Annotated in this window: 21 protein-coding genes, 1 pseudogene and 1 riboswitch; of the genes and pseudogenes, 11 read left to right on the top strand and 11 right to left on the bottom strand. The window is 63.4% G+C overall.

Features of this window, described 5'->3' with window-relative positions:
• Window positions 1-26: 26 nt before the first annotated feature.
• The gene (locus ACF8EF_RS08315; protein ID WP_176683078.1) at window positions 27-428 is read right to left on the bottom strand and encodes an acyl-CoA thioesterase; all 402 of its coding nucleotides are present in this window, start codon (window positions 426-428) and stop codon (window positions 27-29) included.
• Window positions 429-606: 178 nt separating this feature from the next.
• A riboswitch (S-adenosyl-L-homocysteine riboswitch) is annotated at window positions 607-703 on the top strand.
• Between the two features lie 20 nt (window positions 704-723).
• On the opposite strand from ACF8EF_RS08315, the gene ahcY reads away from it, so the two are divergent.
• The 5 genes from ahcY to ACF8EF_RS08290 all read left to right on the top strand — a co-directional run bounded on the left by ahcY (window position 724) and on the right by ACF8EF_RS08290 (window position 7,370).
• Complete coding sequence (ahcY, locus tag ACF8EF_RS08310; RefSeq protein ID WP_021783768.1) at window positions 724-2,133, top strand: adenosylhomocysteinase; 1,410 nt, start codon at window positions 724-726, stop codon at window positions 2,131-2,133.
• Between the two features lie 166 nt (window positions 2,134-2,299).
• A complete protein-coding gene (metF, locus tag ACF8EF_RS08305; RefSeq protein WP_176683076.1) occupies window positions 2,300-3,145 on the top strand; it encodes a methylenetetrahydrofolate reductase [NAD(P)H] in 846 nt (281 codons plus the stop codon).
• A 93-nt stretch (window positions 3,146-3,238) separates the two neighbouring features.
• Window positions 3,239-4,315 carry a hypothetical protein gene (locus tag ACF8EF_RS08300; protein ID WP_176683075.1) on the top strand — a complete coding sequence of 359 codons (1,077 nt, stop codon included), beginning with the start codon at window positions 3,239-3,241 and terminating at the stop codon, window positions 4,313-4,315.
• A gap of 167 nt (window positions 4,316-4,482) precedes the next feature.
• Window positions 4,483-5,271: a substrate-binding periplasmic protein gene (locus ACF8EF_RS08295; RefSeq protein ID WP_392460904.1), complete on the top strand. Its 789-nt coding sequence runs from the start codon at window positions 4,483-4,485 to the stop codon at window positions 5,269-5,271.
• 218 nt (window positions 5,272-5,489) lie between these two features.
• Window positions 5,490-7,370: a DEAD/DEAH box helicase gene (locus tag ACF8EF_RS08290; RefSeq protein ID WP_339444130.1), complete on the top strand. Its 1,881-nt coding sequence runs from the start codon at window positions 5,490-5,492 to the stop codon at window positions 7,368-7,370.
• A 140-nt stretch (window positions 7,371-7,510) separates the two neighbouring features.
• On the opposite strand, the gene ACF8EF_RS08285 is transcribed toward ACF8EF_RS08290, so the two are convergent.
• The 3 genes and pseudogenes from ACF8EF_RS08285 to ACF8EF_RS08275 all read right to left on the bottom strand — a co-directional run.
• A complete protein-coding gene (locus ACF8EF_RS08285) occupies window positions 7,511-8,089 on the bottom strand; it encodes a YceI family protein (RefSeq protein WP_339444129.1) in 579 nt (192 codons plus the stop codon).
• Between the two features lie 32 nt (window positions 8,090-8,121).
• Window positions 8,122-8,673, bottom strand: coding sequence for a cytochrome b (locus ACF8EF_RS08280; RefSeq protein WP_176683072.1), 552 nt, complete (start codon window positions 8,671-8,673; stop codon window positions 8,122-8,124).
• Window positions 8,674-8,881: 208 nt separating this feature from the next.
• A pseudogene (locus ACF8EF_RS08275) lies at window positions 8,882-10,513 on the bottom strand (flavin monoamine oxidase family protein); the annotation flags it as partial.
• 371 nt (window positions 10,514-10,884) lie between these two features.
• On the opposite strand from ACF8EF_RS08275, the gene ACF8EF_RS08270 reads away from it, so the two are divergent.
• Window positions 10,885-12,291 (top strand): adenosylmethionine--8-amino-7-oxononanoate transaminase, encoded by a 1,407-nt coding sequence (locus ACF8EF_RS08270; protein ID WP_176683071.1) that lies wholly within the window; start codon window positions 10,885-10,887, stop codon window positions 12,289-12,291.
• A 148-nt stretch (window positions 12,292-12,439) separates the two neighbouring features.
• On the top strand, window positions 12,440-13,159 hold the full coding sequence (locus ACF8EF_RS08265; RefSeq protein ID WP_143494629.1) for a 16S rRNA (uracil(1498)-N(3))-methyltransferase: 720 nt from the start codon (window positions 12,440-12,442) through the stop codon (window positions 13,157-13,159).
• On the opposite strand, the gene ACF8EF_RS08260 is transcribed toward ACF8EF_RS08265, so the two are convergent.
• The 7 genes from ACF8EF_RS08260 to ACF8EF_RS08230 all read right to left on the bottom strand — a co-directional run bounded on the left by ACF8EF_RS08260 (window position 13,160) and on the right by ACF8EF_RS08230 (window position 22,841).
• Window positions 13,160-13,777 (bottom strand): hemolysin III family protein, encoded by a 618-nt coding sequence (locus tag ACF8EF_RS08260; protein ID WP_019436736.1) that lies wholly within the window; start codon window positions 13,775-13,777, stop codon window positions 13,160-13,162.
• A 206-nt stretch (window positions 13,778-13,983) separates the two neighbouring features.
• A complete protein-coding gene (locus ACF8EF_RS08255; protein ID WP_176683070.1) occupies window positions 13,984-14,457 on the bottom strand; it encodes a chemotaxis protein CheW in 474 nt (157 codons plus the stop codon).
• Window positions 14,450-19,390, bottom strand: a complete 4,941-nt coding sequence (locus ACF8EF_RS08250; protein WP_392460902.1) for an Hpt domain-containing protein — start codon at window positions 19,388-19,390, stop codon at window positions 14,450-14,452. The genes ACF8EF_RS08255 and ACF8EF_RS08250 overlap by 8 nt, the downstream gene beginning before the upstream one ends.
• Before the next feature lie 12 nt (window positions 19,391-19,402).
• Window positions 19,403-21,427 (bottom strand): methyl-accepting chemotaxis protein, encoded by a 2,025-nt coding sequence (locus tag ACF8EF_RS08245; protein ID WP_339444141.1) that lies wholly within the window; start codon window positions 21,425-21,427, stop codon window positions 19,403-19,405.
• A gap of 47 nt (window positions 21,428-21,474) precedes the next feature.
• Window positions 21,475-22,029: a chemotaxis protein CheW gene (locus tag ACF8EF_RS08240; RefSeq protein ID WP_176683067.1), complete on the bottom strand. Its 555-nt coding sequence runs from the start codon at window positions 22,027-22,029 to the stop codon at window positions 21,475-21,477.
• A complete protein-coding gene (gene pilH / locus ACF8EF_RS08235) occupies window positions 22,026-22,391 on the bottom strand; it encodes a twitching motility response regulator PilH (RefSeq protein ID WP_003249327.1) in 366 nt (121 codons plus the stop codon). The genes ACF8EF_RS08240 and pilH overlap by 4 nt, the downstream gene beginning before the upstream one ends.
• A gap of 48 nt (window positions 22,392-22,439) precedes the next feature.
• Window positions 22,440-22,841, bottom strand: coding sequence for a PleD family two-component system response regulator (locus ACF8EF_RS08230; RefSeq protein WP_010955560.1), 402 nt, complete (start codon window positions 22,839-22,841; stop codon window positions 22,440-22,442).
• A 238-nt stretch (window positions 22,842-23,079) separates the two neighbouring features.
• On the opposite strand from ACF8EF_RS08230, the gene gshB reads away from it, so the two are divergent.
• The 4 genes from gshB to ruvX all read left to right on the top strand — a co-directional run bounded on the left by gshB (window position 23,080) and on the right by ruvX (window position 26,194).
• Window positions 23,080-24,033, top strand: a complete 954-nt coding sequence (gshB, locus tag ACF8EF_RS08225; RefSeq protein WP_010955561.1) for a glutathione synthase — start codon at window positions 23,080-23,082, stop codon at window positions 24,031-24,033.
• 91 nt (window positions 24,034-24,124) lie between these two features.
• Window positions 24,125-25,030, top strand: a complete 906-nt coding sequence (locus ACF8EF_RS08220; RefSeq protein WP_176683066.1) for an energy transducer TonB — start codon at window positions 24,125-24,127, stop codon at window positions 25,028-25,030.
• Between the two features lie 169 nt (window positions 25,031-25,199).
• Window positions 25,200-25,769, top strand: coding sequence for a YqgE/AlgH family protein (locus tag ACF8EF_RS08215; RefSeq protein ID WP_392460901.1), 570 nt, complete (start codon window positions 25,200-25,202; stop codon window positions 25,767-25,769).
• Complete coding sequence (gene ruvX / locus ACF8EF_RS08210; RefSeq protein ID WP_003249316.1) at window positions 25,769-26,194, top strand: Holliday junction resolvase RuvX; 426 nt, start codon at window positions 25,769-25,771, stop codon at window positions 26,192-26,194. Before ACF8EF_RS08215 ends, ruvX begins: the two co-directional genes overlap by 1 nt.
• Window positions 26,195-26,220 lie beyond the last annotated feature (26 nt).

The following is a 26,220-nucleotide window of genomic DNA, read 5'->3' as shown; positions in this document are numbered from 1 at the left end:
AAGAGGCCGGCACAGACAACCAGGAACTATTCGACTGCCGAATCCGGGAACTGGTCCTGCACGTACTTGATCTCGGTGCGCCCATGGGCTGCCGGCAAGCCATCCTCACCCAGGTTGACGAACACCATCTTGTCGACAGTCAGAATGCTCTTGCGGGTGATCTTGTTACGCACTTCGCACTTGAGGGTGATCGAGGTGCGGCCGAACTCGATGGCTGTAATGCCCAGCTCGATGATGTCGCCCTGGCGCGAAGCACTGACGAAGTTGATTTCCGACATGTACTTGGTCACCACACGCTGGTTGCCCAGCTGGACGATGGCGTAGATCGCCGCCTCTTCATCGATCCAACGCAACAGGCTGCCACCGAACAGGGTGCCATTGGGGTTGAGGTCTTCGGGTTTAACCCACTTGCGGGTGTGAAAGTTCATCTGTACTCCTGACCTGCTTGGCTAACGTGTAGCAATGATGGCAGAGCGGCTGCCTTCGCTCCATTGAACATCGACTATCGTCGCGATTAATCGACGGAAAACCTTGGGCAAGCCGACGGGGGCAGCTATAATCTGCGCCGTTTTACATGGTTGCCCACAGCGGTGCCATGCCCGCCACCTGTCCGAGGGGCGCTGCAGCAGGCTAGGCCTGTCAGGCTCGGATGGGGCGTTGCTCGCTCCCGCGAGCGCTTAACGCACAACGGCGCCCATTCGCACATTACGAATGGAGGCTCTCATGAGCGCTGCAAACATGCCTGCTGGTTTTACCGATTACAAAGTCGCCGACATCTCCCTGGCCGCCTGGGGCCGTCGCGAAACCATCATTGCCGAATCGGAAATGCCTGCGCTGATGGGCCTGCGTCGCAAGTACCTGGCCGAGCAACCGCTCAAGGGTGCAAAGATCCTGGGCTGCATCCACATGACCATCCAGACCGCCGTGCTGATCGAAACCCTGGTTGCCCTGGGTGCCGAAGTGCGCTGGTCGTCCTGCAACATCTTCTCGACTCAAGACCAGGCCGCCGCCTCGATCGCCGCCGCCGGTATCCCGGTGTTCGCCTGGAAAGGTGAAACCGAAGAAGAGTACGAGTGGTGCCTGGAGCAGACCATCCTGAAAGATGGCCAGCCATGGGACGCCAACATGATCCTCGACGACGGTGGTGACCTGACCGAACTGCTGCACAAGAAGTACCCGCAGGTACTGGACCGCGTGCACGGCGTGACCGAAGAGACCACCACCGGCGTGCACCGCCTGCTGGACATGCTGGCCAAGGGCGAGCTGAAAGTCCCGGCGATCAACGTCAACGACTCGGTCACCAAGAGCAAGAACGACAACAAGTACGGCTGCCGTCACAGCCTGAACGACGCCATCAAGCGTGGTACCGACCACCTGCTGTCGGGCAAGCAGGCCCTGGTGATCGGCTACGGTGACGTGGGCAAGGGCTCGGCCCAGTCCCTGCGCCAGGAAGGCATGATCGTCAAGGTCTCCGAAATTGACCCGATCTGCGCCATGCAAGCCTGCATGGACGGCTTCGAGCTGGTCTCGCCGTTCATCGACGGTATCAACGACGGCACCGAAGCCAGCATCGACAAGGCCCTGCTGGGCAAGATCGACCTGATCGTGACCACCACCGGTAACGTCAACGTCTGCGACGCCAACATGCTCAAGGCCCTGAAAAAGCGTGCCGTAGTCTGCAACATCGGCCACTTCGACAACGAAATCGACACCGCCTTCATGCGCAAGAACTGGGCCTGGGAAGAGGTCAAGCCGCAGGTTCACAAGATCCACCGTACCGGCGCTGGCAGCTTCGACCCGCAAAACGACGACTACCTGATCCTGCTGGCCGAAGGCCGCCTGGTCAACCTGGGCAACGCCACTGGCCACCCAAGCCGCATCATGGACGGTTCGTTCGCCAACCAGGTTCTGGCACAGATCTTCCTGTTCGAGCAGAAGTTCGCTGACCTGCCGGCCGAAAAGAAAGCCGAGCGCCTGACCGTTGAAGTGCTGCCGAAGAAACTCGACGAAGAAGTGGCCCTGGAAATGGTCCGCGGCTTCGGCGGCGTGGTCACCCAGCTGACCAAGCAGCAAGCCGACTACATCGGCGTGACCGTCGAAGGCCCGTTCAAGCCGCACGCCTACCGCTACTAAGCGGCAAGCTTGGAGCTGCAAGCGGCAAGCAAAGGCGGTCCGCGCCATTGCCACTTGCAGCTCCGGAAACACAGATCTTGAACGACGCCCAAGCCAGACCGGCCATCACCGATCTGGCTTTTACTTGCAGCTTGCCGCAAGACGCTTGTTGCCAGAGGAACGCCTGATGTCACAAGAACGCCGCTACAGTTTCGAGTTCTTCCCGACCAAGACCGACGCCGGTCACGAAAAGCTGATGGGCGTTGCCCGCCAGCTGGCCACCTATAACCCGGACTTCTTCTCCTGCACCTACGGTGCCGGTGGCTCGACCCGCGACCGCACGCTCAATACCGTGCTGCAGCTGGAAAGCGAAGTGAAGATCCCTGCCGCGCCGCACCTGTCGTGCGTGGGCGATACCAAGGCCGAATTGCGCGCCCTGCTGGCCGAGTACAAGGCCGCCGGCATCAAACGCATCGTCGCTCTGCGTGGCGACCTGCCGTCGGGCATGGGCATGGCCAGTGGTGAACTGCGCTACGCCAGTGAGCTGGTCGAATTCATCCGCCAGGAAACCGCTGACCACTTCTACCTGGAAGTCGCTGCCTACCCGGAAATGCACCCGCAGGCGCGCAACTTCGAGGCCGACCTGGCCAACTTTGTGCACAAGGTCAAGGCCGGTGCCGACAGCGCCATCACCCAGTACTTCTTCAACGCCGACAGCTACTTCTACTTCGTCGAGCGCGCACAGAAGCTGGGCGTGGACATTCCGGTGGTACCGGGCATCATGCCGATCACCAACTACAGCAAGCTGGCCCGCTTCTCCGATGCCTGTGGCGCCGAGATCCCGCGCTGGATCCGCAAGCAGCTGGAGGCCTATGCCGACGACACCGCCAGCATCCAGGCCTTCGGCGAAGAAGTGATTACCCGCATGTGCGAACAGCTGTTGCAAGGCGGCGCACCGGGCCTGCACTTCTATACCTTGAACCAGGCCGAACCGAGCCTGGCGATCTGGAACAACCTGAAGCTGCCGCGCTGAAATCTTTTGGCAAAGTCTGCTTAAGAAATGCTTAAGGCTTTGGTCATAGACTAAAGCCTTATTCATTTTCGGGTTATACAGGTCTTGCCTGCCATGCAGCGTCCCCAACCTTCGCGCCCACAGCTTGTATATCTGGCTTTCGGCCCGGCAACCTACCATCAGGAAGCCTGCTTCAGCATCGTCAGCGCCCTCGCCCAGTTGGGCAGTGCAGCCGGCGAGGCCATGGACATCCAGGTCTACACCGACAATGCGCAGCCCTACGCCAAGCTGCCCGTCACCGTCCACTTGCTGGACGAGGCCACGCGCCAGGCATGGAACGCCCCGCACGGTTATCACTTTCGCAGCAAGCATGTGCTGTTGCGCCGGGTACTGCAGGAACACCCACTGGCAGTGCTGATCGACACAGACACCTTTTTCCGCACTTCGCCGCTGCATCTGTTCGCCCGTGTGGCGCCCAACCGCCTGCTGTGCAACGCCATCGGCGCGCGCTACGGCGCTGACCAGAAGTGCCTGTTGTACAAGAACCTGCTGGCCATTCTCGAGTCCCGGGGACTGGCCGACTGCCAGATGCCGCTCGTCAACTCCGGCGTTATCGGCCTCACTGCCGAGGACTGCGGCACCCTCGACCGCTCCATCGCCATGATGGACGAATTCTACCCCTTGGCGCGTGAGGCCTATACCCTTGAGGAGTTCTGCCTGGCAGTGGCGGCCTACCGCAATCTGGAGCTGGCCGAGTGCACCGATGTCATCCATCACTACTGGAGCCGCAAGGCGCAGTTCCGCGCCAAGATCCAGGCCTGGCTGCGCAAGCACGACCACGACCCACTCAGCCCCTCGGCCCTGGCGGACGTTGCGCGGGTCAACGACCAACTGCCGCGGCCACCAACCCTGCACCGTCTGGGTTACAAGGCGCTGAGCCTGACCCTGCCCAGCCACGAGCGCCAGTTTGCCCGCGAATTGCTCTATGGCTGCTACCCCTACCCCAATGAGTTCGACCGCGCCTGCGCGTCCGCCTGGTGGGACAAGGCTCTGGAAAACCTCTACGACCGCCATGGCTACATGGAGCCCGAGCGGCTGCGTCAGTGCCTGCGCCATCCAGGGTTGCGGCTATCGCTGGGCGAGCGGCGCAAGGATATCGAGGCGCATCTGCTGCGAACCACTCAATCCTGATGTGCCCGCAAAATTCATTGTCTTGCGCGGTTGTGGGAGCGGGCGTGCCCGCGAAGAGCGCAACCCGATAGTTGGCACCGGCTTCGCCGGTGTTCGTGGGCACGCCCGCTCCCGCATCGATCGTGCATGCCTTTACCGTACACCGGCCGAACGCGTAATCTCCGGCCATGCCACATATCGCCCGTCTGTTCTGGATCCTGCTGCTCGCCAGCCTGAGCCCGTTGGCTCTGGGCGAGCGACTGCGTCTGGTGACCGATGACTGGGCGCCCTACGTGTATCAGCATGAAGGCCAGCCACGCGGTATCGACTACGAGGTTACCACTCAGGTCTTCAAGCGCCTGGGGGTCGAGGTGGAATGGCAGTTCCTGCCGTGGAAGCGCTGCCTGGCGATGGTCGAGCAAGGTTTGGCCGACGGTATCCTCGACATCTTCATGATCGAGTCGCGCCAGCCCTACCTGGTATATGCCCCCGAGCCCATGTCGGAGGTCGAATTCGTCTTGTTTCAGGCTCATGCACGTCGCCATGCGGTCACCCAGCTGAAAGACCTTTCTGGCCTTACCGTCGGCACATCGCCCGGCTATACCTATGGCACCGCGTTCAGCGAGGCCTCTTACTTCAAGCGCGAAGCCGCGCCTACCCTCGAAGCCAACTTCGGCAAGCTGATGCTGGGCCGCATCGATCTGGCGATCACCGATCGCAGGGTTGGCCATTACCTGCTTCACCAACTTGGCTTGCAGCGGCAAGTCGAAGAGTTGCCGCTGGTAGTAAGCCATCAGTCACAGTACCTGGGTTTAGTGCGCAAACCCGGCCGGGAGGCACTGGCTCTGGCCTTTGCCGAAGAGCTGCAGCGGTTCAAGCAGGAACCGGCCTATGCAGCGATCAGCAACCGCTACACAATCGACACCGGAAACATTCTCAACGCCGTTGAGCAGCAGGAAAGCAGCACAGCGCGATAGCTCTGTTATACTCGGGCCTTCCCGCCCGGCTCACGCCCGGACGCTCGGCCTCGCAACAGGCATCCCGATCGGCACCGACGCTCCTTTGCGTCCAGCCTCCGTTTCCCGGATGTGCAGTGAAAGCCCAGCTGGACCGGACGCGATCGCATTCCACCGATGCCCGTCGCGCCAGGCAGAACATCCCAACGGGCCCAGCCCACACGAGAACAGGATCGCCCATGTCCTTTGCTTCCCTCGGTCTCTCCGAGGCTCTTGTCCGCGCTATCGAGGCTGCGGGCTACACCCAGCCGACCCCCGTGCAACAGCGGGCAATTCCCGCCGTGTTGCAAGGCCGCGACCTGATGGTTGCCGCACAGACAGGTACGGGTAAAACCGGCGGCTTCGCCCTGCCGATTCTCGAGCGCCTGTTCCCGGCCGGCCATCCCGACAAATCACAGCGCCACGGCCCGCGCCAGCCTCGCGTTCTGGTCCTGACACCGACCCGCGAACTGGCAGCCCAGGTGCATGACAGTTTCAAGGTCTATGCCCGTGACCTGCCACTGGTCAGCGCCTGCATCTTCGGCGGCGTTGGCATGAACCCGCAGATCCAGGCCATTGCCAAAGGCGTTGATGTGCTGGTCGCCTGCCCAGGCCGCCTGCTCGACCTCGCCGGCCAAGGCAAGGTCGACCTGGCCCACGTGGAAATCCTGGTACTGGATGAAGCCGATCGCATGCTCGACATGGGCTTCATCCACGACGTCAAGAAGGTCCTCGCCCGCCTGCCGGCCAAGCGCCAGAACCTGCTCTTCTCGGCCACCTTCTCCAAGGACATCACCGACCTCGCCGACAAGCTCCTGCACAACCCGGAGCGTATCGAGGTCACCCCGCCGAACACCACCGTCGAGCGTATCGAGCAGCGGGTATATCGCCTGCCTGCCAGCCACAAGCGTGCCTTGCTGGCGCACCTGATCACCCTGGGCGCCTGGGAACAGGTGTTGGTGTTCACCCGAACCAAGCATGGCGCCAACCGCCTGGCCGAGTACCTGGAAAAGCAAGGCCTGACCGCCGCCGCGATCCACGGCAACAAGAGCCAGAACGCCCGCACCAAGGCGCTGGCCGACTTCAAGGCCAACAGCGTGCGCGTACTGGTCGCCACCGACATCGCTGCCCGCGGCCTGGACATCGACCAGTTGCCCCATGTTGTCAACTTCGAGCTGCCGAATGTCGAGGAAGACTACGTCCACCGCATCGGCCGTACCGGCCGTGCCGGTCGTTCGGGCGAAGCTATTTCCCTGGTCGCGCCAGATGAAGAGAAGCTGCTCAAGAGCATCGAGCGGGTGACCAAGCAGCGCATCGCGGATGGCGACCTGATGGGCTTCGACGCCAGCCAGGTAGAAGCCGAGAAGCCCGAAGCACGCGAGCGCCCGCAGAATAACGGCCGCGGTGGCCGCAACCAGCAAGCCCGTGGCGAAGGTGGTAAAGACACCAACGGCGGCCGCAAGGACAAAGGCAAGGACAAAGGCAAAGCCAGGCAGCAAGCTGCGGCCAAGCCGGACGACAAGGAAAAGAGCGGCGACAAGCAGCAACCGCGCAAGCCGCGTGACAAGAAACCACGCCCGCAGCAGGCCAGCAATAACAGCGTGCCGAAGCCGCCGGCAGACCGCGACCCGGAAGAGTTCCTGGACGACGAACTCGATAACTTCGGTAACCGCGCCGACTATGTCAGCCCTTACCAGGGCAAGAACCAGGGCCGCAACCGCCGCCCGGGGGGTGCTGGCCAAGGTCAGGGGCAAGGCAATGGCCAACGCAGCAACGCTGGCGGCCAGGGCCAAGCCCGCAATGGCGGCCAGCCACGCAGTGGTGGCGGAGAAAAACGCCCGCCCCGCGCCAACAACGGTGGCGGTACCCGTCGTGATGGCGGCGGTGGCCGTGGTCGCCCTGCGCGTGACGATGCTGCCCGGCAAGAGCCGGCCTTGCGCAACCCGCGTCAGCCGGAAAAACAGCCAGTGATCATTCGCAAGGAGTCCAAGCTGGACCGCTTCCCGACGCCTGAGCAACTGGATGACCTGCCAAGCCGCCCACGTGGTGAGCGCCCGGCGCTGCTGACCCGCAAGGGCTGATGGAAATGCCGAGGGGGCTGCTTCGCAGCCCTATCGCGACACAAGGCCGCTCCTGCAGAGATCAAGAAATTCTCTACAGGAGCGGCCTTGTGTCGCGATAGGGCCGCAAAGCGGCCCCCTCGGTCTTCAGCTGGCAGAAATTACTTCTGCTTTACACCTTCAACACTGATATCCAGGTCCAGGGTCTGCGAAGTGGCACCTGGGCCTTTGATGCCGAAGTCGTTCAGGTTCAGCGTGGTGGTGGCGTTGAAGCCAGCGCGTTCACCACCCCATGGGTCCTTGCCTTCACCGTTGAAGGTAGCCTTGAACGTCACCGGCTTGGTGACACCGTGCATGGTCAGGTCGCCAGTCACGTCAGCCGTCTTGTCGCCAGTCGACTTGACGCTGGTGGAGACGAATTTGGCGTCTGGGTACTTCTTCACGTCGAGGAAGTCGGCGCTGGCGATGTGCTTGTCACGCTCGGCGTGGTTCGACCACAGGCTGGCGGTTTTCAAGTCGACGCTAATCTTGCTGGCTTCAGGCTTGGCGCTGTCCCAGCTGAAATTGCCGTCGAAATCCTTGAAGGTACCGTGGATGAAGCTGTAGCCCAGGTGGCTGATTTTCCAGTCAACGAACGCGTGCTGGCCTTCCTTGTCAATCTTGTACTCGGCAGCCATGACCTGGCCAGCAGAGAGCAGAGCGGTACCGAGCGCCAGAGCGGCAAAAGTCTTTTTCAACATCCTGTTCCTTCCTGTGTAATTGAGGTTGAGAGTCAAGCTTTGCGGCCCAGCATGCGAATCAGGGTCGCGTCACGGTCGATGAAATGGTGCTTGAGCGCGGCAAGGGCATGCAGCACGGCGAAAATCACCAAGCCCCAGGCCAGCCACAAATGAACCACACCCGCCACATCTGCCTGGTCGGGCAGGTCGCTGATCAGTGCCGGCACTTCGAACAGGCCAAACACCGGAATGCCGACCCCGTCGGCAGTGGAAATCAGGTAACCGGCAACCATCACCGCAAACAGCCCAAAGTACAGGACCAGGTGACCCAACTTGGCCGCCAGGCGAGTGAGTGCACCATGATTGACCGGAGCCGGTGGTGGCGGGCTGATGAAACGCCAGAGCATTCGCAGCAGCATCACCGCCAGCAGCACCAGGCCGATACTCTTGTGCAGGTCCGGGCCGGCCTTGCGCCAGGGGCTGTAGTAGTCGAGGCCGACCATCCACAGGCCCAGGCCAAACAGGCCGAAGACTGCCAGCGCCACACCCCAGTGCAGGATGATGCTGACCACGCCATAGCGAGAAGGTGAATTGCGCAGTTGCATGTTGCGTGTTTCCCCGTGAAAGCTGTGCACAGACTAACGCGAAACGTATCGAAGAAAAGCGGAAAAAATTGCTTCGGATTATCGAGGAATCCGATATTTATTCTGTTGGCTCACCATTAAGAAAACATTAACGATAGTCGGAGCGCTGGGGTTGCAGTGCCGGCCTTCAGGCTGCAAACAGGCCGACACTGTCGAACAGTCAGCCAGCCTTGGCCTGGGTATTGGCTGCAGCCTTCACCTCGGGCGTGTCCGCCCCACCAAACACGCGCTTGAAGAAGCCTGGCTTGTCCTGCTTCGCCTCCTCGGACGGCTTCGGCTCAGCTTTGACCGGCGCCTTGTCAGCCTTGTCGCCCTTGTCGGACGAACCGCCGAACATATTGGAGAAGAACCCTCCTTTGCTCTCCTTGGCGGCCGCCGCACCTGCCGTCGCCGCAACCGGCGCCGTCTTGGCCGGGTCGAACGACTTGCCGGCCAACAGGTCCTGTACCTGGCTGGCCGCACGCTGGCCACTGCGCAGGGCGCCTTCCAAAGTGCCAGGGTACAGGGCATCGGTGTGCTCACCGGCAAAGGCAATGCGCTGCACCGGGCGCTCCCAAAGGCGCCAGTACTTGCTGATCTGCCCCGGGCCGTAGGCCAGGTAGGCACCACCTGTGCCCACGTCAGCACTGTATCGTTTGACCTCATAACCGGTGAAAGCACCACGGGCCTGGGGGTAGAACGCATGCAGACGGATCAGCACCTGGTCGACCATCTGCTTGTCACCAAAGGCCTGCAGCAGACGAGCGTTGTCGCCGGACAGGTTGATCACCACGTTGGCCCCCCCCTTGAGCGCCGGCTCGACCCACAGCATGCCGAGGCCGGCGTTACTGAAGATTTCGCCCGACATGCGCGCACGGCTTTCCCATACGGGTTTCTTGAACTTGAGCATGATCTGGTCGCGCCAACCATAGTTGGTGCCCTTGAGCGCCGCCAGGTGCTGGCTGTCCAGGCCAGGGGTCATCTGGATCCTGGCCAGCGCGCGCAAAGGCACGGCCATGACCAGATAATCTGCCTTGTAGCCGACGCTGCCGACTTTTACCGTAACACCATCCTTGTCCTGGACAATCGCGGTAACCGGCGATCTGGTCTTGATGGTTTTCAGCTGCTTGACGAAAGCCTGAGCCAGCACCGGGCTGCCACCGGGCAGCCGCGCGGCGCGCAGGTCGCGGTCGCTGACGCCGCGGTACACGCGGTTCTGCTGGGCGAAGTACAGCAGCGACAGGCGCGACGGTTCATCGTAGCGGGTACGGATTTGCTGGTTGATCAACTGACGGGCGGTGGCCGGCAGTTGCAGCTTGTTCAGCCAGGTGGAGACGTTGATCTGGTCCAGGGCGAACAGCGTGCTGGTTGCCTGCGGGTTCAGCGGGTCATCGATCGAGCGGGCCAGGTCATCGAGGGTTTTCTCGTAACGCTTGAGCGCCTCGGCAGTGGCCGGTTGCTTGGTGGCCAGGTCGCTGGCGCTGAAGTACTCGCCGTCGATCAGGTAACCCGGGGTACGCACAAACTCCGGCGCCGGCAGTGTTTCAAGCTTGAAACGGTTGAGGTACTGGTTAAGCACCGGCTGTGCCTTGGCGTTGCCGATCCACTCGCTGGTGGCCAGGCCCGAACGCCCGCCCATGCCCGCCTTGGCCTCCAGCAGGGTCACCTGCCAGCCTTTGTTCTGCAGCTCGTAGGCTGCCGTCAGGCCTGCCAGGCCTCCCCCCACGACAATCGCCGTGGGCGTCTTGTCTTTCGCCAGCGCAGCGCCGCTGGACACACCAATCAATATCAACGCGCACAGACGCACCCAAGCAGCAGCCATGTCGGCGAACTCCGAGTCAGAGGTTACAGAAACGGGGAGAGGCAGGAATGCCCCGGGTAGATGCGTTAAGAATACGTCAGGTCCGACCACCCTGCCAGCGCAGTGACATCAAGTCCTTTTGGCAGCTCACATTTTTGTCAGTCGCTAGGCCACACAGTGGCAGGGGAGCTCTGCATGATCTTGGTGACTTTGCACAGCCTCAGGCCTGAGCCTCCGCTCCGGCAACACATCCTGGAGGGCTTTGTTCCATGCAAGGCAGCAAGCTCGAATGGACCGGCACTCACCCCATTGAACGGCAGCGGTTGTCCTGCCCTGCGGCATTGCTTAGGCTTACGCGGTCGAACCACGCCGCAAAGCCAGGAGAAGTGCCCATGGGCCTCAATGATCAGTGGATGCAACGCGACCTCAAGGTCCTGTGGCACCCCTGCACCCAGATGAAAGACCACGAGCAGCTGCCGCTGATCCCGATCAAGCGCGGCGAAGGCGTGTGGCTGGAAGACTTCGAGGGCAAACGCTACCTGGATGCGGTGAGCAGCTGGTGGGTCAACGTGTTCGGCCATGCCAACCCGCGCATCAACCAGCGCATCAAGGACCAGGTCGACCAGCTCGAACACGTGATCCTGGCCGGCTTCAGTCATCAGCCCGTGATCGAGCTGTCCGAGCGCCTGGTCGCCATGACCCCGGCCGGCCTCGACCGGGTGTTCTATGCCGACAATGGCTCGTCGTGCATCGAAGTGGCGCTGAAGATGAGCTTCCACTACTGGCAGAACATCGGCAAACCGGACAAGAAGCGCTTCGTCACCCTGACCAACAGCTACCACGGCGAAACCATTGCCGCCATGTCGGTGGGTGATGTGCCGCTGTTCACCGAAACCTACAAGGCACTGCTGCTCGACACCCTCAAGGTGCCAAGCCCTGACTGTTACCTGCGCCCCGAGGGCATGAGCTGGGAAGAGCACTCGCGCAACATGTTCCAGGCCATGGAGCAGACCCTGGCCGAACACCATGCCTCGATCAGCGCCGTGATCGTCGAGCCACTGATACAGGGTGCCGGTGGCATGCGCATGTACCACCCGGTGTACCTCAAGCTGTTGCGCGAAGCCTGCGACCGCTACGACGTGCACCTGATCCACGACGAAATCGCCGTAGGCTTCGGCCGCACCGGTACGATGTTCGCCTGCGAGCAAGCCGGCATCCGCCCGGACTTCCTGTGCCTGTCCAAGGCCCTGACTGGCGGCTACCTGCCGCTGGCCGCCTGCCTGACCACCGACAAGGTGTACCAGGCGTTCTACGACGATTACCCGACACTGCGCGCATTCCTGCACTCGCACAGCTACACCGGCAACCCGCTGGCGTGCGCTGCGGCGCTGGCAACCCTGGATATCTTCGAGCAGGACAATGTGATCGAGGCCAACAAAGCGTTGGCCAAGCGCATGGCCACAGCCACTGCACACCTGGCCGATCATGCTCACGTTGCAGAAATTCGCCAGACCGGCATGGCCCTGGCCATCGAAATGGTTCAGGACAAGGCAGGCAAGGTTGCCTATCCCTGGCAGGAGCGCCGTGGCCTGAAGGTGTTCGAGCACGCCCTGACCCGCGGCGCTCTGCTGCGACCGCTGGGCAGCGTGGTGTACTTCCTGCCGCCGTACGTGATCACCCCCGAGCAGATCGACTTCCTTGGCGAAGTGGCCAGCGAAGGCATCGATATCGCCACCCGCGACAGCGTCAGTGTCGCAGTGCCGGCCAACTTCCACCCCGATTTCCGCGACCCGGGCTAGGCCCGGCAATTCGCCACACCACTTTTCCTGTGGGAGCGGGCGAGCCCGCGAACAAGGGCGAAGCCCTTGCCAGGCACCGCGGCGCCTGATTCGCGGGCACGCCCGCTCCCACAGGGGATCTGCGTCTCTCTATTTACCGAGCAAACCCATGAGACTGTCCCGCTTCTTCATCGACGCCCCCCTGAGCCTTGGCGAGCACGACCTGCCCGAGGCCCAGGCCCATTACATTGGCCGCGTGCTGCGCATGGCACCCGGCGACGCCGTGCAGCTGTTCGATGGCAGCGGCCAGGAATTCCGTGGTCAGTTGCTCGAGGTGGGCAAGAAAACTGTCCGCGTCAGCCTTGACCAGGCCTTTGCCGGCCAGGCCGATTCACCGCTGCATGTGCACCTGGGCCAGGGCCTTTCCCGTGGCGAGCGCATGGACTGGGCGATCCAGAAGGCCACCGAGCTTGGTGCCAACGAAATCACCCCGATCGTCAGCGAGCGCTGCGAAGTGCGCCTGAAAGACGAGCGCGCCGACAAGCGCCTGGCCCACTGGCGCCAAGTGGCGATCAGCGCCTGTGAACAATGCGGGCGTTCTACCTTGCCCGTCATCCACCCGCCCGTGACCCTGGCCGAATGGTTGAGCAGCACCAAGGCTGACCTGAAACTGGTCCTGCACCCGGTGGCCGAGCCGCTCACCAGCCATGAAAAGCCCGCCACCCTGGCCTTCGTGATCGGCCCTGAAGGCGGCCTTAGCGAGGCCGAAGTGGAGCAGGCCAAAGCCGCCGGCTTCCACGCAGCCCGCCTTGGCCCACGCGTGCTGCGCACCGAGACCGCGCCAGTGGTGGCGCTGTCGGTGGCACAGCAGTTGTGGGGCGATTTTTAATTAGCGTACGTAGAGCGACACCGCCACGAAGTGCATCAGACTGCCAGCGATCACGAACAGGTGCCAGATGCCATGCCAGTGACGGAAGCGGCTGTCGAAGGCGAAGAAGATGATGCCGACGGTGTAGAACACGCCGCCGGCAGCCAGCCAGGCGAAGCCGGCAGTGCCCAGCGAGTTCAGCAGTGGCTTGACGGCCACCAGCACGATCCAGCCCATTACCGCGTAGATGATGATCGAGAGGATCCGCGCCTCGGAGCGCGGCTTGATCTCTTGCAACATGCCGATGATCGCCAGCCCCCAGACCACGCCGAACAGGCTCCATCCCCATGGGCCGCGCAGGCTGACCAGGCAAAACGGCGTGTAGCTGCCGGCAATCAGCAGATAGATCGACAGGTGGTCGAGCTTGCGCATGATCACTTTCGCCCGCCCACGGGTGCTGTGGTACAGGGTGGAGATGCTGTACAGCAACAGCAGCGTGCCGCCGTAGATGGAGAAGCTGACGATCTTCCACGGGTCGCCTTGCAGGCCCGCAACCACGATCAGCCAGATGGCACCAATAGCAGCGAGGACGGCACCGACCAGGTGGGTCCAGGCGTTGAAGCGTTCACCGTAATACATGCAAACACAGACCTCCTGAGGTGGGCTGGGTTCCTGATGTGATGTTGATGGCTTCGTTCTTTGTGGGAGCGGCCTTGTGTCGCGAAAGGGGCGCGAAGCGGCCCCAGGCTTTCATTGCCACGGCATGAACCGCCGGGGCTGCTGCGCAGCCCATCGCGACACAAGGCCGCTCCCACTCCAGACCACCAGACCCTGCGCCTCACATCCTAACCAAGGTCAGGTTGCAGCTCCGCGTCACGCACCAAGCGTTCAAGCGCGACCAGGTCCGGCACCCGCGCCACCTGCTCACCCACCTGCACCGCCGCCAGCTCCAACCTGCCCAGCGCCACATCCACGTAGTTAAGCTGACTGTCGAGCTTGCACGATCGCGGAATGCCCTGCAGCAACAGCGCCAGGTACCGCAAACCGGTATCGCCCAAGGCATTGAGCACCACCACGCGCGCCCGCTCCCCGCACGGCGTCTCACCACCACACGCCGCCTCGAAGCCGATCAACGGCAGGCGTTGCTGGCGCCAGTCGATCCACCCCAGGTGCCAGGCGGGGTCGCCGTGCTGGCACACCAGGTTACGCTGCCCACTCAACTCGGCCACCGCCACGTTGGGCAACACCAGCGTGCGGTCCCCCATCGGCAGCAACAGCCCGGTCAGGCTACTGCGCTGGCCGGAAATCAATTCAAGCATGGGTTTGGCTCCAATGGGCAATGCTCTGCAACAGCAGCGATTCCTGGTACGGCTTTCCCAGGTATTCGTTGACGCCGATGGCCATGGCGCGGTCCCGGTGCTTCTGCCCGGTGCGTGAGGTGATCATGATAATCGGCAAGTCTTTGAGCCGTGCGTCACGGCGGATGCGTGTGGCCACCTCGAAGCCGTCCATCCGCGGCATCTCGATGTCCAGCAATAACACGTCGGGCCGGTGCTCTTCCAGCAGGGCCATGGCATCGACGCCATCCTTGGCCGTGAGCACGCTCATGCCGTGGCGCTCCAGCAGGCGGCTGGTCACCTTGCGTACGGTCACCGAATCGTCCACCACCATCACCAGCAAGGCACGGCGCGGTGCCGGGCCAAGCAACTGGCGTTGGCTGCCGCCACCGGGCAGGCGGGCCAGCCGTCGCTGCTGGCCGCGCAGCTGGCCCAGCAGGTCAAGAATCAGTACCACCCGGCCATCGCCTAGCAGTGTCGCCCCCGATAGCCCGGCAACCGCAGCAAACTGCGGCCCCAGGCTTTTCACCACGATCTCGCGGCTGGGCGACAGGCTATCGGCCTGGATGGCGAACGACTGCTCCTTGGAATGCACCAACAGCACCGGCAACGGTACGCTCTGCCCCAGCAGCGCCGGGCGCGGCAGGCCTTGCAGCAATTCACCCAGGTAGCGCAGCTCGTATTCGTGGCCGGCATACACATAGCGGGGCGAGTCCAGCTGGTAGCACGCCGCAAGTTCGGCAGGTGGCACGCGGACGATGCCCTCGATGGTATTGAGCGGAATGGCGTATTGCTCTTCGCCCAGGTGCACCATCAGCGCACGGTTGATCGACACGGTGAACGGCAGGCGGATCAGAAAGCGCGCCCCTTTGCCCTGTGCCGACTCGATACTCATCGAGCCCCCCAGTTGCTTGACCTCCTCGTGCACCACATCCATGCCCAGCCCGCGCCCGGAAATCTGGGTGATCTTTTCGGCGGTGGAAAAGCCTGGCCGCAGGATGAACTGCAGGATCTCGTGGTCACTCAACTGCGCCTGCGGGTCCAGCAGGCCGCGCTTGATAGCCTTGTGCCGCACCGCTTCCAGTGGCACGCCGGCACCATCATCCGTCATTTCGATGACGATATCGGCGCCTTCATGCAGCAAATTCAGGTGAATGGTGCCCTGCTCCGGCTTGCCGGCGGCCAGGCGCATTGCGCGGCTTTCCAGGCCGTGGTCAACGGCATTGCGCAGCATATGCTCCAGCGGCGCCACCATACGCTCCAGCACGCTGCGGTCCAGTTCACCCTCGGCATTGCCAACCACCAATTCCACCTGCTTGCCCAGCTCGCTGGCCACCTGACGCACCACGCGCTGCAAGCGCGGCACCAGGCGTTCGAACGGCACCATCAGGGTGGCGGTCAGGCCCTCCTGCAACTGGCTGTTCACCCGCGCCTGCTGTTGCAGCAGGCTGTACGCCTCCTGAGCACGCTGAGCCAGGGTTTCCTTCAGATCCAGCAGGTCCGAGGCAGACTCGAAGAGGGCCCGTGACAGCTGCTGCAGCTGGGAGTGGCGGTCCATTTCCAGAGGGTCGAAGTCGTCATAGGCATCGCCTTCGAACTGCTGCCGGCTGGAGATTCGTCCCTGGGTCTCCACATCCAGACGCAGCAACTGATCGCGCATGCGCTCGAGTGTGGTTTCCATCTCGTTGAGGGCGAACTGCGCGTCGTTGACCTGCTGCTCGATGCGCCCACGGATGATCGAGTGCTCGCCGGCCAGGTTACCCAGGTCGTCGAGCAGCTCGGCGTCGACCTTGACCATGTCACCCGGTGCCCGCTCTGGCGCTGCTGCCGGTGCTTCGGCGGTTGCAGCTTCTGGCGGTCCCTGGCCCGCGGCACTGTCTGTCAGTGCCGCACTGCTGAAGTTGCGAATGTAGTCGATCAGCGCCGTAGCGGCATGCAACGGCTGCCCCAGGCGGACGGCGTCAAGCATATGCGCCAATCGGTCGTGGCAGTTCTGCAGCAGGGCGAACAGTGGCGCGCTTGGCGGCAATCTGCCGGCAGCCAACAGCTCGTAGAGAAACTCCAGTTCGTGGGCCAGGTCACCGATCGGGGTAATTTCGACCATGCGCGCCACGCCCTTGAGGGTGTGCAGGTCGCGCATCAGGTTGTCCACCTCGACGCTGCTGCGCGGGTCGGCCTGCCATCGTGCCAAGGCCGCCGCGGCGCTTTCGACGATGTCCGAGCTTTCTTCCAGGAACACTTCCAGCAGCTCTTCGCCGGGGCTTTCCGGCGCCTCGGCAAGCGGCCCGGCCACCTCCGGTTGCAACGGCGGGTGTGGCAACCCCAGGGTATCGGACAGGTCCATGTCCGGGTGCAGTGGTGTGACCGTATCGATGCCCACCAGGCCGGTGGCATCTGGCGCCAGGGCCTGGTCCAGCAGGTTGCGCAGGCTGTCGACCAGCTCCGGGCGCGGCGGAATATCCTGCCCGGCGGCCACTTCGTCGAGCATGTCCAGCAGGGTCTCATGGGCCCGCTGCGCCTGGCTGAAGAAGCGGGCATCGGCAGGCAGGCTGCCCTCCTCCACAGCGCCATACAAGTCCAGCAACGCCTCGCACACCTCATCCATCTGCCACAGGTCGGCCAGGTGCGCGGCATGCCCCAGGGTGGTCATCTGGTCGAGCAGGTTATCCAGTGCGTCACGCTGGGCGGGCTGTTGCTGCCAACGCGACAACAACGTCTCTGCATCGAGCAGAATGTCCATGGCCTGCGCCAGGAAGCTGGCGACCAACTGCGGATCATGCTTGCGGCGGCCGGCATGGTGCGGGTCTTCATGCAGGCTGGCCAGGCGGCCGTCCACTGCCTGGCCGACCTGTTCGATCAGTTCCGCGGCGCCGGGGATGGCGGCCAGTGGCGTGCTATCGAGTTGCGCCAAGCCCAGATGGAACAACGAGCGCGCAGCTTCCAGCCACTCCATCTCGGCCATTTGCAGTGGCAGTTGATGCCCCTTGTACTCACGGGCCAGGCGGTCGAAGGCAGTGGCCAGTTCAGCGACCGGCATCACCCCGGCCATGGCGGCACTGCCTTTGAGCGTGTGCAAGGCACGCTGCAAGTCATCGCTGACCGGCGTGTCGTGGCCACCGGCGCTTTGCAGATAAACCTCAAGACTGGCCAGATGCCCCTGCGCCTCGGTGCGAAAAATGCCCAGCAACTGCGGATCGAGGCCATCGACACCGGTAGCCGCCGGGGCATCGTTTTCGGCCAGGCTGTGCAGGTGCCCGGCCAATTGCTCGATTTCAGTCAGTTGCGGCAGTTGGCCGGCAGCAAAGTCGGCCAGCAGGTCAGGCAGGTGGACGAACACCTGCTGCAGCGCTACAACCCCTTCCGGGCTGAGCACGCTGCGGCCCTCGAGTACCCGGTTCAGCAGGTGCTCGGCGCCCCAGGCCAGTTCAGCCACCGCCTCTGCATGTACCATGCGGCCGCTGCCTTTGAGTGTATGCAGCGCGCGACGCACTTCGCCCAGTGCCTCGCGTTGCTGGTTGTCGGCACGCCAGCGCAACCAGTGGCGCTCGATTTCCGGCAGCAGTTCGCCCGCCTCGTCCAGGAACACTTCACGAAGCTCGTCATCGATGCCATCGCCACTGCCGTCCTGGTCTGGGTTGGCCCCGACCACCGCGCACGGCACACCCAGTGCCGCCAAGCTGGCCCGTGCCATCTCGATAAAGGGTTGGCCATCGGCCAGCGGGTCGGCCGCCCGCCATTGCAGGTAGCATTCGGCAGCACTCAGTGCCTCGGCCAAGTGCGTCAGCTCATCAATCGGCGGCTCTTCCTCCAGGTGCTGCAACCAACGCTGCACATAGCTTGCGCAGCCGACAAACAGCTCGGCCACGGCGGGCAGCATCAACATGGCCAGCGCCCCGCGGATCTGCTGCAACAGCCCCGGCAAGGGCTGCAGGCGTTGCCGGGGCCAGTCGGACTCCAGGTAATCGCCGATCAGATCCTTGGCCTGCTGCAACACGTTCAGCGACTCATTCAGCACCAACAGGCGTATCTCAGCCAGGTCCGAGCCCGGCAAATTGCCTTGGCCGTTTTCCTCCAAAGGGCCGACCATGCCGTTCAGGGAGGCTTCCACGTACAACAGAGCCCCCGCCACATCCATCAACACCGCGTCGTCCACCGCCCGCTCGCCCTGAGCCAATGCCTGCAACGCCAGCACCTGGTCGATGATCACCCGCCGCGGTTGCTGAAAGCCCAGAACCGCCAGGGTGTCAGCCACGTGGCGCAACGGGGCCAGCAGCGCATCGAGCTGCTCGCGGTGCTGACGGTCGCCGCGCCCGAACTGGTCCAGGCGCTCCTTGATGCGCATCAAGTCATCGCACAGTGCAGTCACCACCGAACGCAGCGCATCGCGCCCCGACCCGGCCTGCAGTTGGTCACGCCAGTTGCCCAGCGACAAGTCGAGGTTGGCAAGGTCATCGTCACCCGCGAAGCGTTGGGCGGCGCCGGTCATCAGGCTGGCCTGGGCCAGCGGTTCCTCCCCCCGGCAGGCGCGCAGCTGGTTGAGCAACGGCAGCATCACCAGTGGCAGGTCATGGCGAGCACCGCGCAACCGCTCCAGGTACGAGGGCAACTGCTCCAGGCCGCGGAACAATGCACCCAGGCAATCACCCCGGGGGCTGACCTGGCCATCGGCCAAAGCCTTGGCAAACAGCTCCAGCTCCTCGGCCAGGCGCGTGGCGCCGCGCAGTTCGAGCATGCGCAGGCAGCCGTGCACCTGATGCAGGTTGTCGACCACGAAAGCCATCATCGAAAGGTCGCCCGTCTCGCCGGCAAAGCGCTCCAGCGCCTGCCTTGCCTGGCCCAGGCAATCGAGAATGGCGGCCTTGGTCCAGGCCAGTGCCACTGTTTCGTGACGCTCGGGGCTTACTGCAGACGCCATGGTCACTATTCCTCAACGCGGCTCGGTAGGTGGCGGCAGGGTGAATCCGGACACCGAACGGCGCATCTCGCTGGCCATGCGGGCCAGGTGGCGGATGCTGTCGGCGGTGGCACCGGAGCCGGCGGAGGTCTGCGCGGTAATCTGCTGGATCACCGCCATGGTGTGGGAGATCTGCCCGGCCGACGAAGTCTGCAACTGGGCAGCGTCAGAGATGCTGTGGATAAGGTCGGCGAGGTTCTGCGATACCCCTTCGATCTCGGCCAACGCCACCCCGGCATCCTGGGCCAGGCGTGCGCCACGCACCACTTCGGCGGTGGTCTGCTCCATGGAGATCACCGCTTCGTTGGTATCGGCCTGAATGGTACGCACCAGCGCCTCGATCTGGCGGGTGGCAGACGATGAGCGCTCGGCCAGGCGCTGCACCTCGTCGGCAACCACGGCAAACCCGCGGCCGGCTTCACCGGCCAACGACGCCTGGATGGCGGCATTCAGGGCAAGAATGTTGGTCTGGTCGGCAATGTCGTCGATCAGGCTTACGATGTCGCCGATTTCCTGAGAAGACTCGCCCAGACGCTTGATCCGCTTGGCGGTGTCCTGGATCTGCTCGCGAATGTTGTCCATGCCGTCGATGGTGTTGTGCACCACCTCGTTGCCCTTGTTGGCGATGGCCACCGAACGCTCGGCCACCTTGGCCGATTCGTAAGCATGCGCCGAAACCCGGTCGATCGACTCGACCATGTCACCCACCGCCTCGGACGCCTCGCTGATCTGTGCGGCCTGGTGCTCGGAGGCCTTGGCCAGTTGCCGCGCGGTGTTCTGCGTGTCCTGCACGGCGGCCGCGACCTGCACTGCACTGTGGTTGATGGTGGCGACCAGGTCGCGCAACTGGTCCACGGAATAGTTGATCGAGTCGGCAATGGCGCCGGTGAAGTCTTCAGTCACCGATACGGTCACCGTCAGGTCGCCATCTGCCAGCTCTTCGATTTCGTCGAGCAGGCGCATGATGGCCTGCTGGTTGCGTTCGTTCTTTTCTGCGGTCTCGCGTAGTTGGCGGTTGGTGGTACGCACCATGACCAGGCCGATAAGGATGATCGAGGCCAGCGCCAGCAGGCCCAAGGCATAGCCGCCAACGGTGTCGAGGGTACGACCGCCGGCCAGGTTCTCGAAACCGTTCGCCAGGTGTGAAGCTTCGTCGAGCAGGGTTTGCGACAGGCTGAAGATGTTGCCCGCAGCCTCCCGCACACGGAACAGTTCGGGCGAGGTTTCGAGGATTTCATCCACCGAACCGGCAACGAACTGGAACAACTCGGCGATTTCGGCCAGCCGTGCGCGGGCGTCGGCGTCTTCGACACGGGTTACCTGGATCGTCGTATTGCCATTGAGCATGCCCTCCAGCACCTGGCCAAAGCGCCCGGCGTCACGGCCGAAGGCATCGGCCGCCTGCGCGGCGCTGTCGTCACCCGCCAGGACGGTGTTGACCGAGCCAAGAATACGTTCGGCCAGCAACAGTTGGCGTTGGGCCACTGCAACCTGGCTGGCCGGGGCACCGCTCTGCAGCAGGATCTCGACCACTTTTTCGTATTCCACCTGCAGCTGCGGCACGGTCTCGGCCAGGGTCGCTGCCACCTGGTGCAGCGACAGCACGGTCTGCTCGCTGGCCAGGATGATGTCGGTGTTCTTGCGCAGGTTTTCCCAGTCGCGGCGTACCGATTCCATCTCGTCACGCACCGAAGGCGGCGCAGGCGGCAGGCCAGTGGACTTGTCACCCTGGCGCAGGTAGCCCCAGCGCTGTTCGAAATCATTGCGCGCATCCGACAGCAGCTTGAAGGCCAGGGCCTTGCCAGTGGCCGCCTCGGTGGCGTTCTTGGCGATACGCTGCGACAGCACGCGCAGCTCGCCGGCATGGCCGATGTACTGCTTGTCGTAGTTGGATTGGGTATTCAGGTAAGCAAAGTTGGCGAACAGCAAGATGATCGAAAGGATCAGTATCAGGAACAGCACGGTGATCTGCGCGATGCTGCGGGTACGTGGGCTCACGGTGGTGGCAGTGACGGGGGTGGCAGGCTTGTTCACGTTCGCAGGTCCTATAACGCCACATCGAGAAAGCCCGGCGCCTGGGCCAGGGCAAAGGGGCTGAAGATCGCCCAGTTACGTTCACGCGGAAAATACCCCTGCACAAAGCGTGCAGCGGCAGCGATCAGAGGCTGCGGCGGCGACAACTGCAGGCTGTCGAGGGCAAAGTGCTGAAGGCCCAGCACCTCGTCGACCAGCAAGCCGACGAACAGGTCGTCGTGATCCAGCACCAGCACTCGCCGCTGCTTGCCCGGTGCGGCGTGGCCCAGGCCGAAGAAGCAGCTCAGGTCCATCACCGGCAACAGCCGGCCACGCAGGTTGGCCACCCCGCATACCCATGGCTGCACGCCGGGGACGCGGCTACTGCGCGGTTCGCGCAATACCTCGGCCACTTCGCCCATGGGCGCGACGAACCACTGCCCGGCAATGCGAAAGCCAATGCCGCTCCACTGCTGCACGCGGTTGTCCTGCGGCGGCTGGTCGGCGACCAGCAGGCGGCAGCGCCGGTCGATGTCCAGCAACAACTCAAAGGCGGTCAGCGACGCGCCTTGCGGGCGGGTGGTCAAGCCCCCAGCACTTCTTTGAGTTTGGCGATCAGCGCCTCCTCTTCCACCGGTTTGGTCAGGAAGTCACGGGCACCCTGGCGCGTGGCCCAGATACGGTCGGTTTCCTGGTCCTTGGTGGTTACCACGATCACTGGAATAGCGCTGGTGTCCGGGTCCTTGCTGAGCTGGCGGGTGGCCTGGAAGCCATTCATGCCAGGCATGACGATGTCCATCAGCACCGCGTCGGGCTTGTCCTGCCGGGCCAGGGCCACGCCGTCGGCACCGTTGCTGGCCTTGAGCACCTGGTAGCCGTGCTTTTCCAGCCATTCGGTCAATCTGTACATCTCTGTCGGCGAGTCGTCGACAATCAGAACTCGGGCCATGCTGTTTCCCCATCAGGAAAGTAGGACCGCGCCATGGCGGGGGCTCGGTCAGGGTGCGTGTTGTTGAGGTGCGGCAAACCCGGGCACATGGGCGCGGATCGCGTCGAGCAGTTCTTCCTTGCTGAACGGTTTGGTCAGAAACTGATCGGAACCGACCACTCGGCCGCGGGCCTTGTCGAACAGGCCATCGCGGGACGACAGCAGGATAACCGGGGTGTCCTTGAAGGCACTGTTGTGCTTGATTACCGCGCAGGTCTGGTAGCCGTCCAGGCGTGGCATCAGCACATCGACGAAAATGATGCTGGGCTGATGGTCGACGATCTTGGCCAGGGCATCGAAGCCATCGCTGGCGGTGATCACCTCGCAGCCCGCTTCACCGAGCAACATCTGCGCGGTGCGGCGGATCGTGCGGGAATCGTCGATCACCATCACCTTCAGGGGTTGTTCCATAGACGCCTACCAATAGGATTGAAGCCGCAAGTTGCAAGCGGCAAGCTGCAAGAAAGCAGCTCGGCGCATGGATGCTCTTTTCTTGAGGCTTGTAGCTCAAGGCTTGCAGCTGCATTTTTAGCATACTCCGGGTGGCCATTCCATCTGCCGCGCCCCTTGACCGTCGGCGTTCGCGGCGCCACCCTGAGCCACTTTTCTTTCGATCCACCGCGGCCACCTGCCGCCAAGAGGACCCCCCATGAGCGTTCGCCTCGGCATTGTGATGGACCCCATCGCGTCCATCTCCTACAAGAAGGACAGCTCGCTGGCCATGCTGCTGGCCGCCCAGGCACGCGGCTGGAGCCTGTTCTACATGGAACAGCAAGACCTGTATCAGGGCGAAGGCAAGGCCCGCGCCCGCATGCGCCCGCTGAAGGTGTTTGCCGACCCGGCGCGCTGGTTCGAACTGGGCGAGGAGCAGGACAGCCCGCTGGCCGAACTGGACGTGATCCTGATGCGCAAGGACCCGCCCTTCGACATGGAGTTCGTCTATAGCACTTACCTGCTGGAACAAGCCGAGAACGACGGCGTACTGGTGGTAAACCGCCCGCAAAGCCTGCGCGACTGCAATGAGAAGATGTTCGCCACGCTGTTCCCTCAATGCACCACCCCGACCCTGGTCAGCCGCCGCCCGGACATCATTCGCGAATTCACCGCCAAGCATGCCGACGTGATCCTCAAGCCACTGGATGGCATGGGCGGTACGTCGATCTTCCGTCACCGGGCGGGCGACCCCAACCTGTCGGTGATCCTGGAAACCCTGACCGCACTGGGCACCCAGCAGATCATGGCCCAGGCCTACCTGCCGGCAATCAAGGACGGCGACAAGCGCATCCTGATGATCGACGGCGAGCCAGTGGACTATTGCCTGGCACGTATTCCGGCCAGCGGCGAAACCCGTGGCAACCTGGCCGCTGGCGGGCGTGGCGAAGCCCGCCCACTGACCGAGCGCGACCGCTGGATCGCCGCCCAGGTCGGCCCGACGCTGCGCGAGAAGGGCCTGCTGTTCGTTGGCCTGGACGTGATCGGCGACTACCTCACCGAAATCAACGTCACCAGCCCCACCTGCATCCGCGAAATCGATGCCGCCTACAACACCGATATCGGCGGCAAGCTGATGGATGCCATTGATCGCAAGCTCAAGGCACGCTGACAGCCAACGCGAAGTAAAGCCGTAGAGTGGGGTATGATGCCGGTCCTATTCGACTGAGCTGCTGCCCCGCCCTGCGGTTGCTGGATACCTGATGACGCTGCCCGCTGACGTCCCTGCCGACCTGCTGCCTCCCCGTGTTCGCCCTGCGGACCGGCTCGGCTTCACCCTGTTCCTGGCTGCGCTGGTGCACCTGGCGCTGATCCTCGGCGTCGGCTTCACCGTGGTCAAGCCTGCCGAAATCCGCCACACCATGGACATCACCCTGGCCACCTTCAAAAGCGAGAAACCGCCCGAGAAGGCTGACTTTCAGGCCCAGGACAACCAGCAAGGCAGCGGCACCCTGGACAAGAAGGCGGTGCCCAAGACCACCGAGCTGGCACCGTTCCAGGACAGCAAGATCAACAAGATCACCCCACCGCCTGCGGCCAGGCCCGAGGTGGTCCCACCCCCTCCTCCCAAAAAGTCGGCGGTGGTGACTACTGCGCCCAAGCCGCACAAGGTCGAACCCAAACCCAAGGAAAGCAAAGCACAGCCCAAGCCAGCCGCACCGGTGCCGGACTTCGACAGCTCGCAGCTGTCCAGCCAGATCGCCAGCCTGGAGGCAGAGCTGTCCAACGAGCAGCAGATGTACGCCAAGCGCCCGCGCATCCATCGCCTGAACGCCGCGTCGACCATGCGCGACAAGGGCGCCTGGTACAAGGAAGAGTGGCGCAAGAAGGTCGAGCGCGTGGGTAACCTGAACTATCCCGACGAAGCGCGCCGGCAGCAGATCTACGGCAACTTGCGCATGATGGTGTCGATCAACCGCGATGGCTCGCTGTACGAGGTGCTGGTGCTGGAATCATCCGGCCAGCCCGTGCTGGACCAGGCGGCGCAGCGCATCGTGCGGCTGGCGGCGCCGTTTGCACCGTTTACCGGGGACCTGGCCGAGTTCGACCGGCTGGAGATCATCCGCACCTGGCGCTTTGCCCGTGGGGACCGTTTGTCCAGTAACTGATTTTCTGCCTGTTCCGGCCCCTTCGCGGGCACGCCCCCTCCCACAGGTTGCTAACCGGCGCTGAGGCCTGTGGAGTACCGGTGGGAGCGGGCATGCCCATGAAGGAGCCGGCACAAGCGACACAAAGCCCACCTTGTCAGCCTCGCCACCTGGCGCCACACTATCCCCCATGAAAACCCTCGCACCGAGCTACCTCAAGCACCAGTTCCTGATCGCCATGCCGCACATGGCCGATCCGAACTTCGCCCAGACCCTCACGTACATCGTCGAGCACAATGAGCATGGCGCCATGGGCCTGGTGGTCAACCGACCACAGGAACTGAGCCTGGCCGACATCCTCGAGCAACTGCGCCCGGACGAAACGCCGCCGGCCAGCACCTTGCAGGTGCCGATCTACCAGGGGGGCCCGGTACAAACCGACCGCGGTTTCGTGTTGCACAGCAGCGAGTGCAGTTTCCAGGCCAGCGTGGCGCTGGAGGGGCTGTCGCTGACCACGTCACAGGACATATTGCTGGCTATCGCTGCCGGGGTAGGCCCTAAACAGAGCCTGATCACCTTGGGCTATGCCGGTTGGGAAGCAGGCCAACTGGAGGCGGAGCTGGCCGATAATGCCTGGCTGAACTGCCCGTACGACCCGGACATTGTCTTCGGCATGGCCAGCGACCTGCGCCTGGAGGCTGCGGCCGCCAGCCTGGGGATCAACCTGCACCTGCTGACCAGCCAGGCGGGCCACGCCTGATGGCTGAGCTACGCCTGCTGCTGGGCTTCGACTATGGCAGCAAACAGATCGGCGTGGCCGTCGGCCAGGTGATTACCGGCCAGGCCCGCGAACTGTGCACCCTGAAGGCGCAGAACGGCGTACCGGACTGGGCCCAGGTGGAAAAGCTGATTGCCGAATGGAAGCCAGATGCCATTGTCGTCGGCCTGCCGCTGAACATGGACGGCACGCCCAGCGAAATGAGCGCCCGCGCCGAAAAATTCGCCCGCCGCCTGAACGGCCGCTTCAACCTGCCCGTGCACACGCACGACGAGCGCCTGACCACCTTCGAGGCCAAAGGCGAGCGCATGGCCCGTGGCGGCCAGCGTGGCAGCTACCGCGACAACCCGGTCGATGCCATTGCCGCTGCCCTGTTGCTGCAAGGCTGGCTGGAGGCCAATACCTGATCATCTTTGCCGCCGGGCCCACCCGG

Source organism: Pseudomonas sp. zjy_15 (assembly GCF_043101865.1).
GTDB classification, from domain to species: Bacteria; Pseudomonadota; Gammaproteobacteria; order Pseudomonadales; family Pseudomonadaceae; genus Aquipseudomonas; species Aquipseudomonas putida_Y.
Note: the sequence above shows the minus strand (reverse complement) of the source record. Positions and strands in the feature narration are given on the sequence as shown.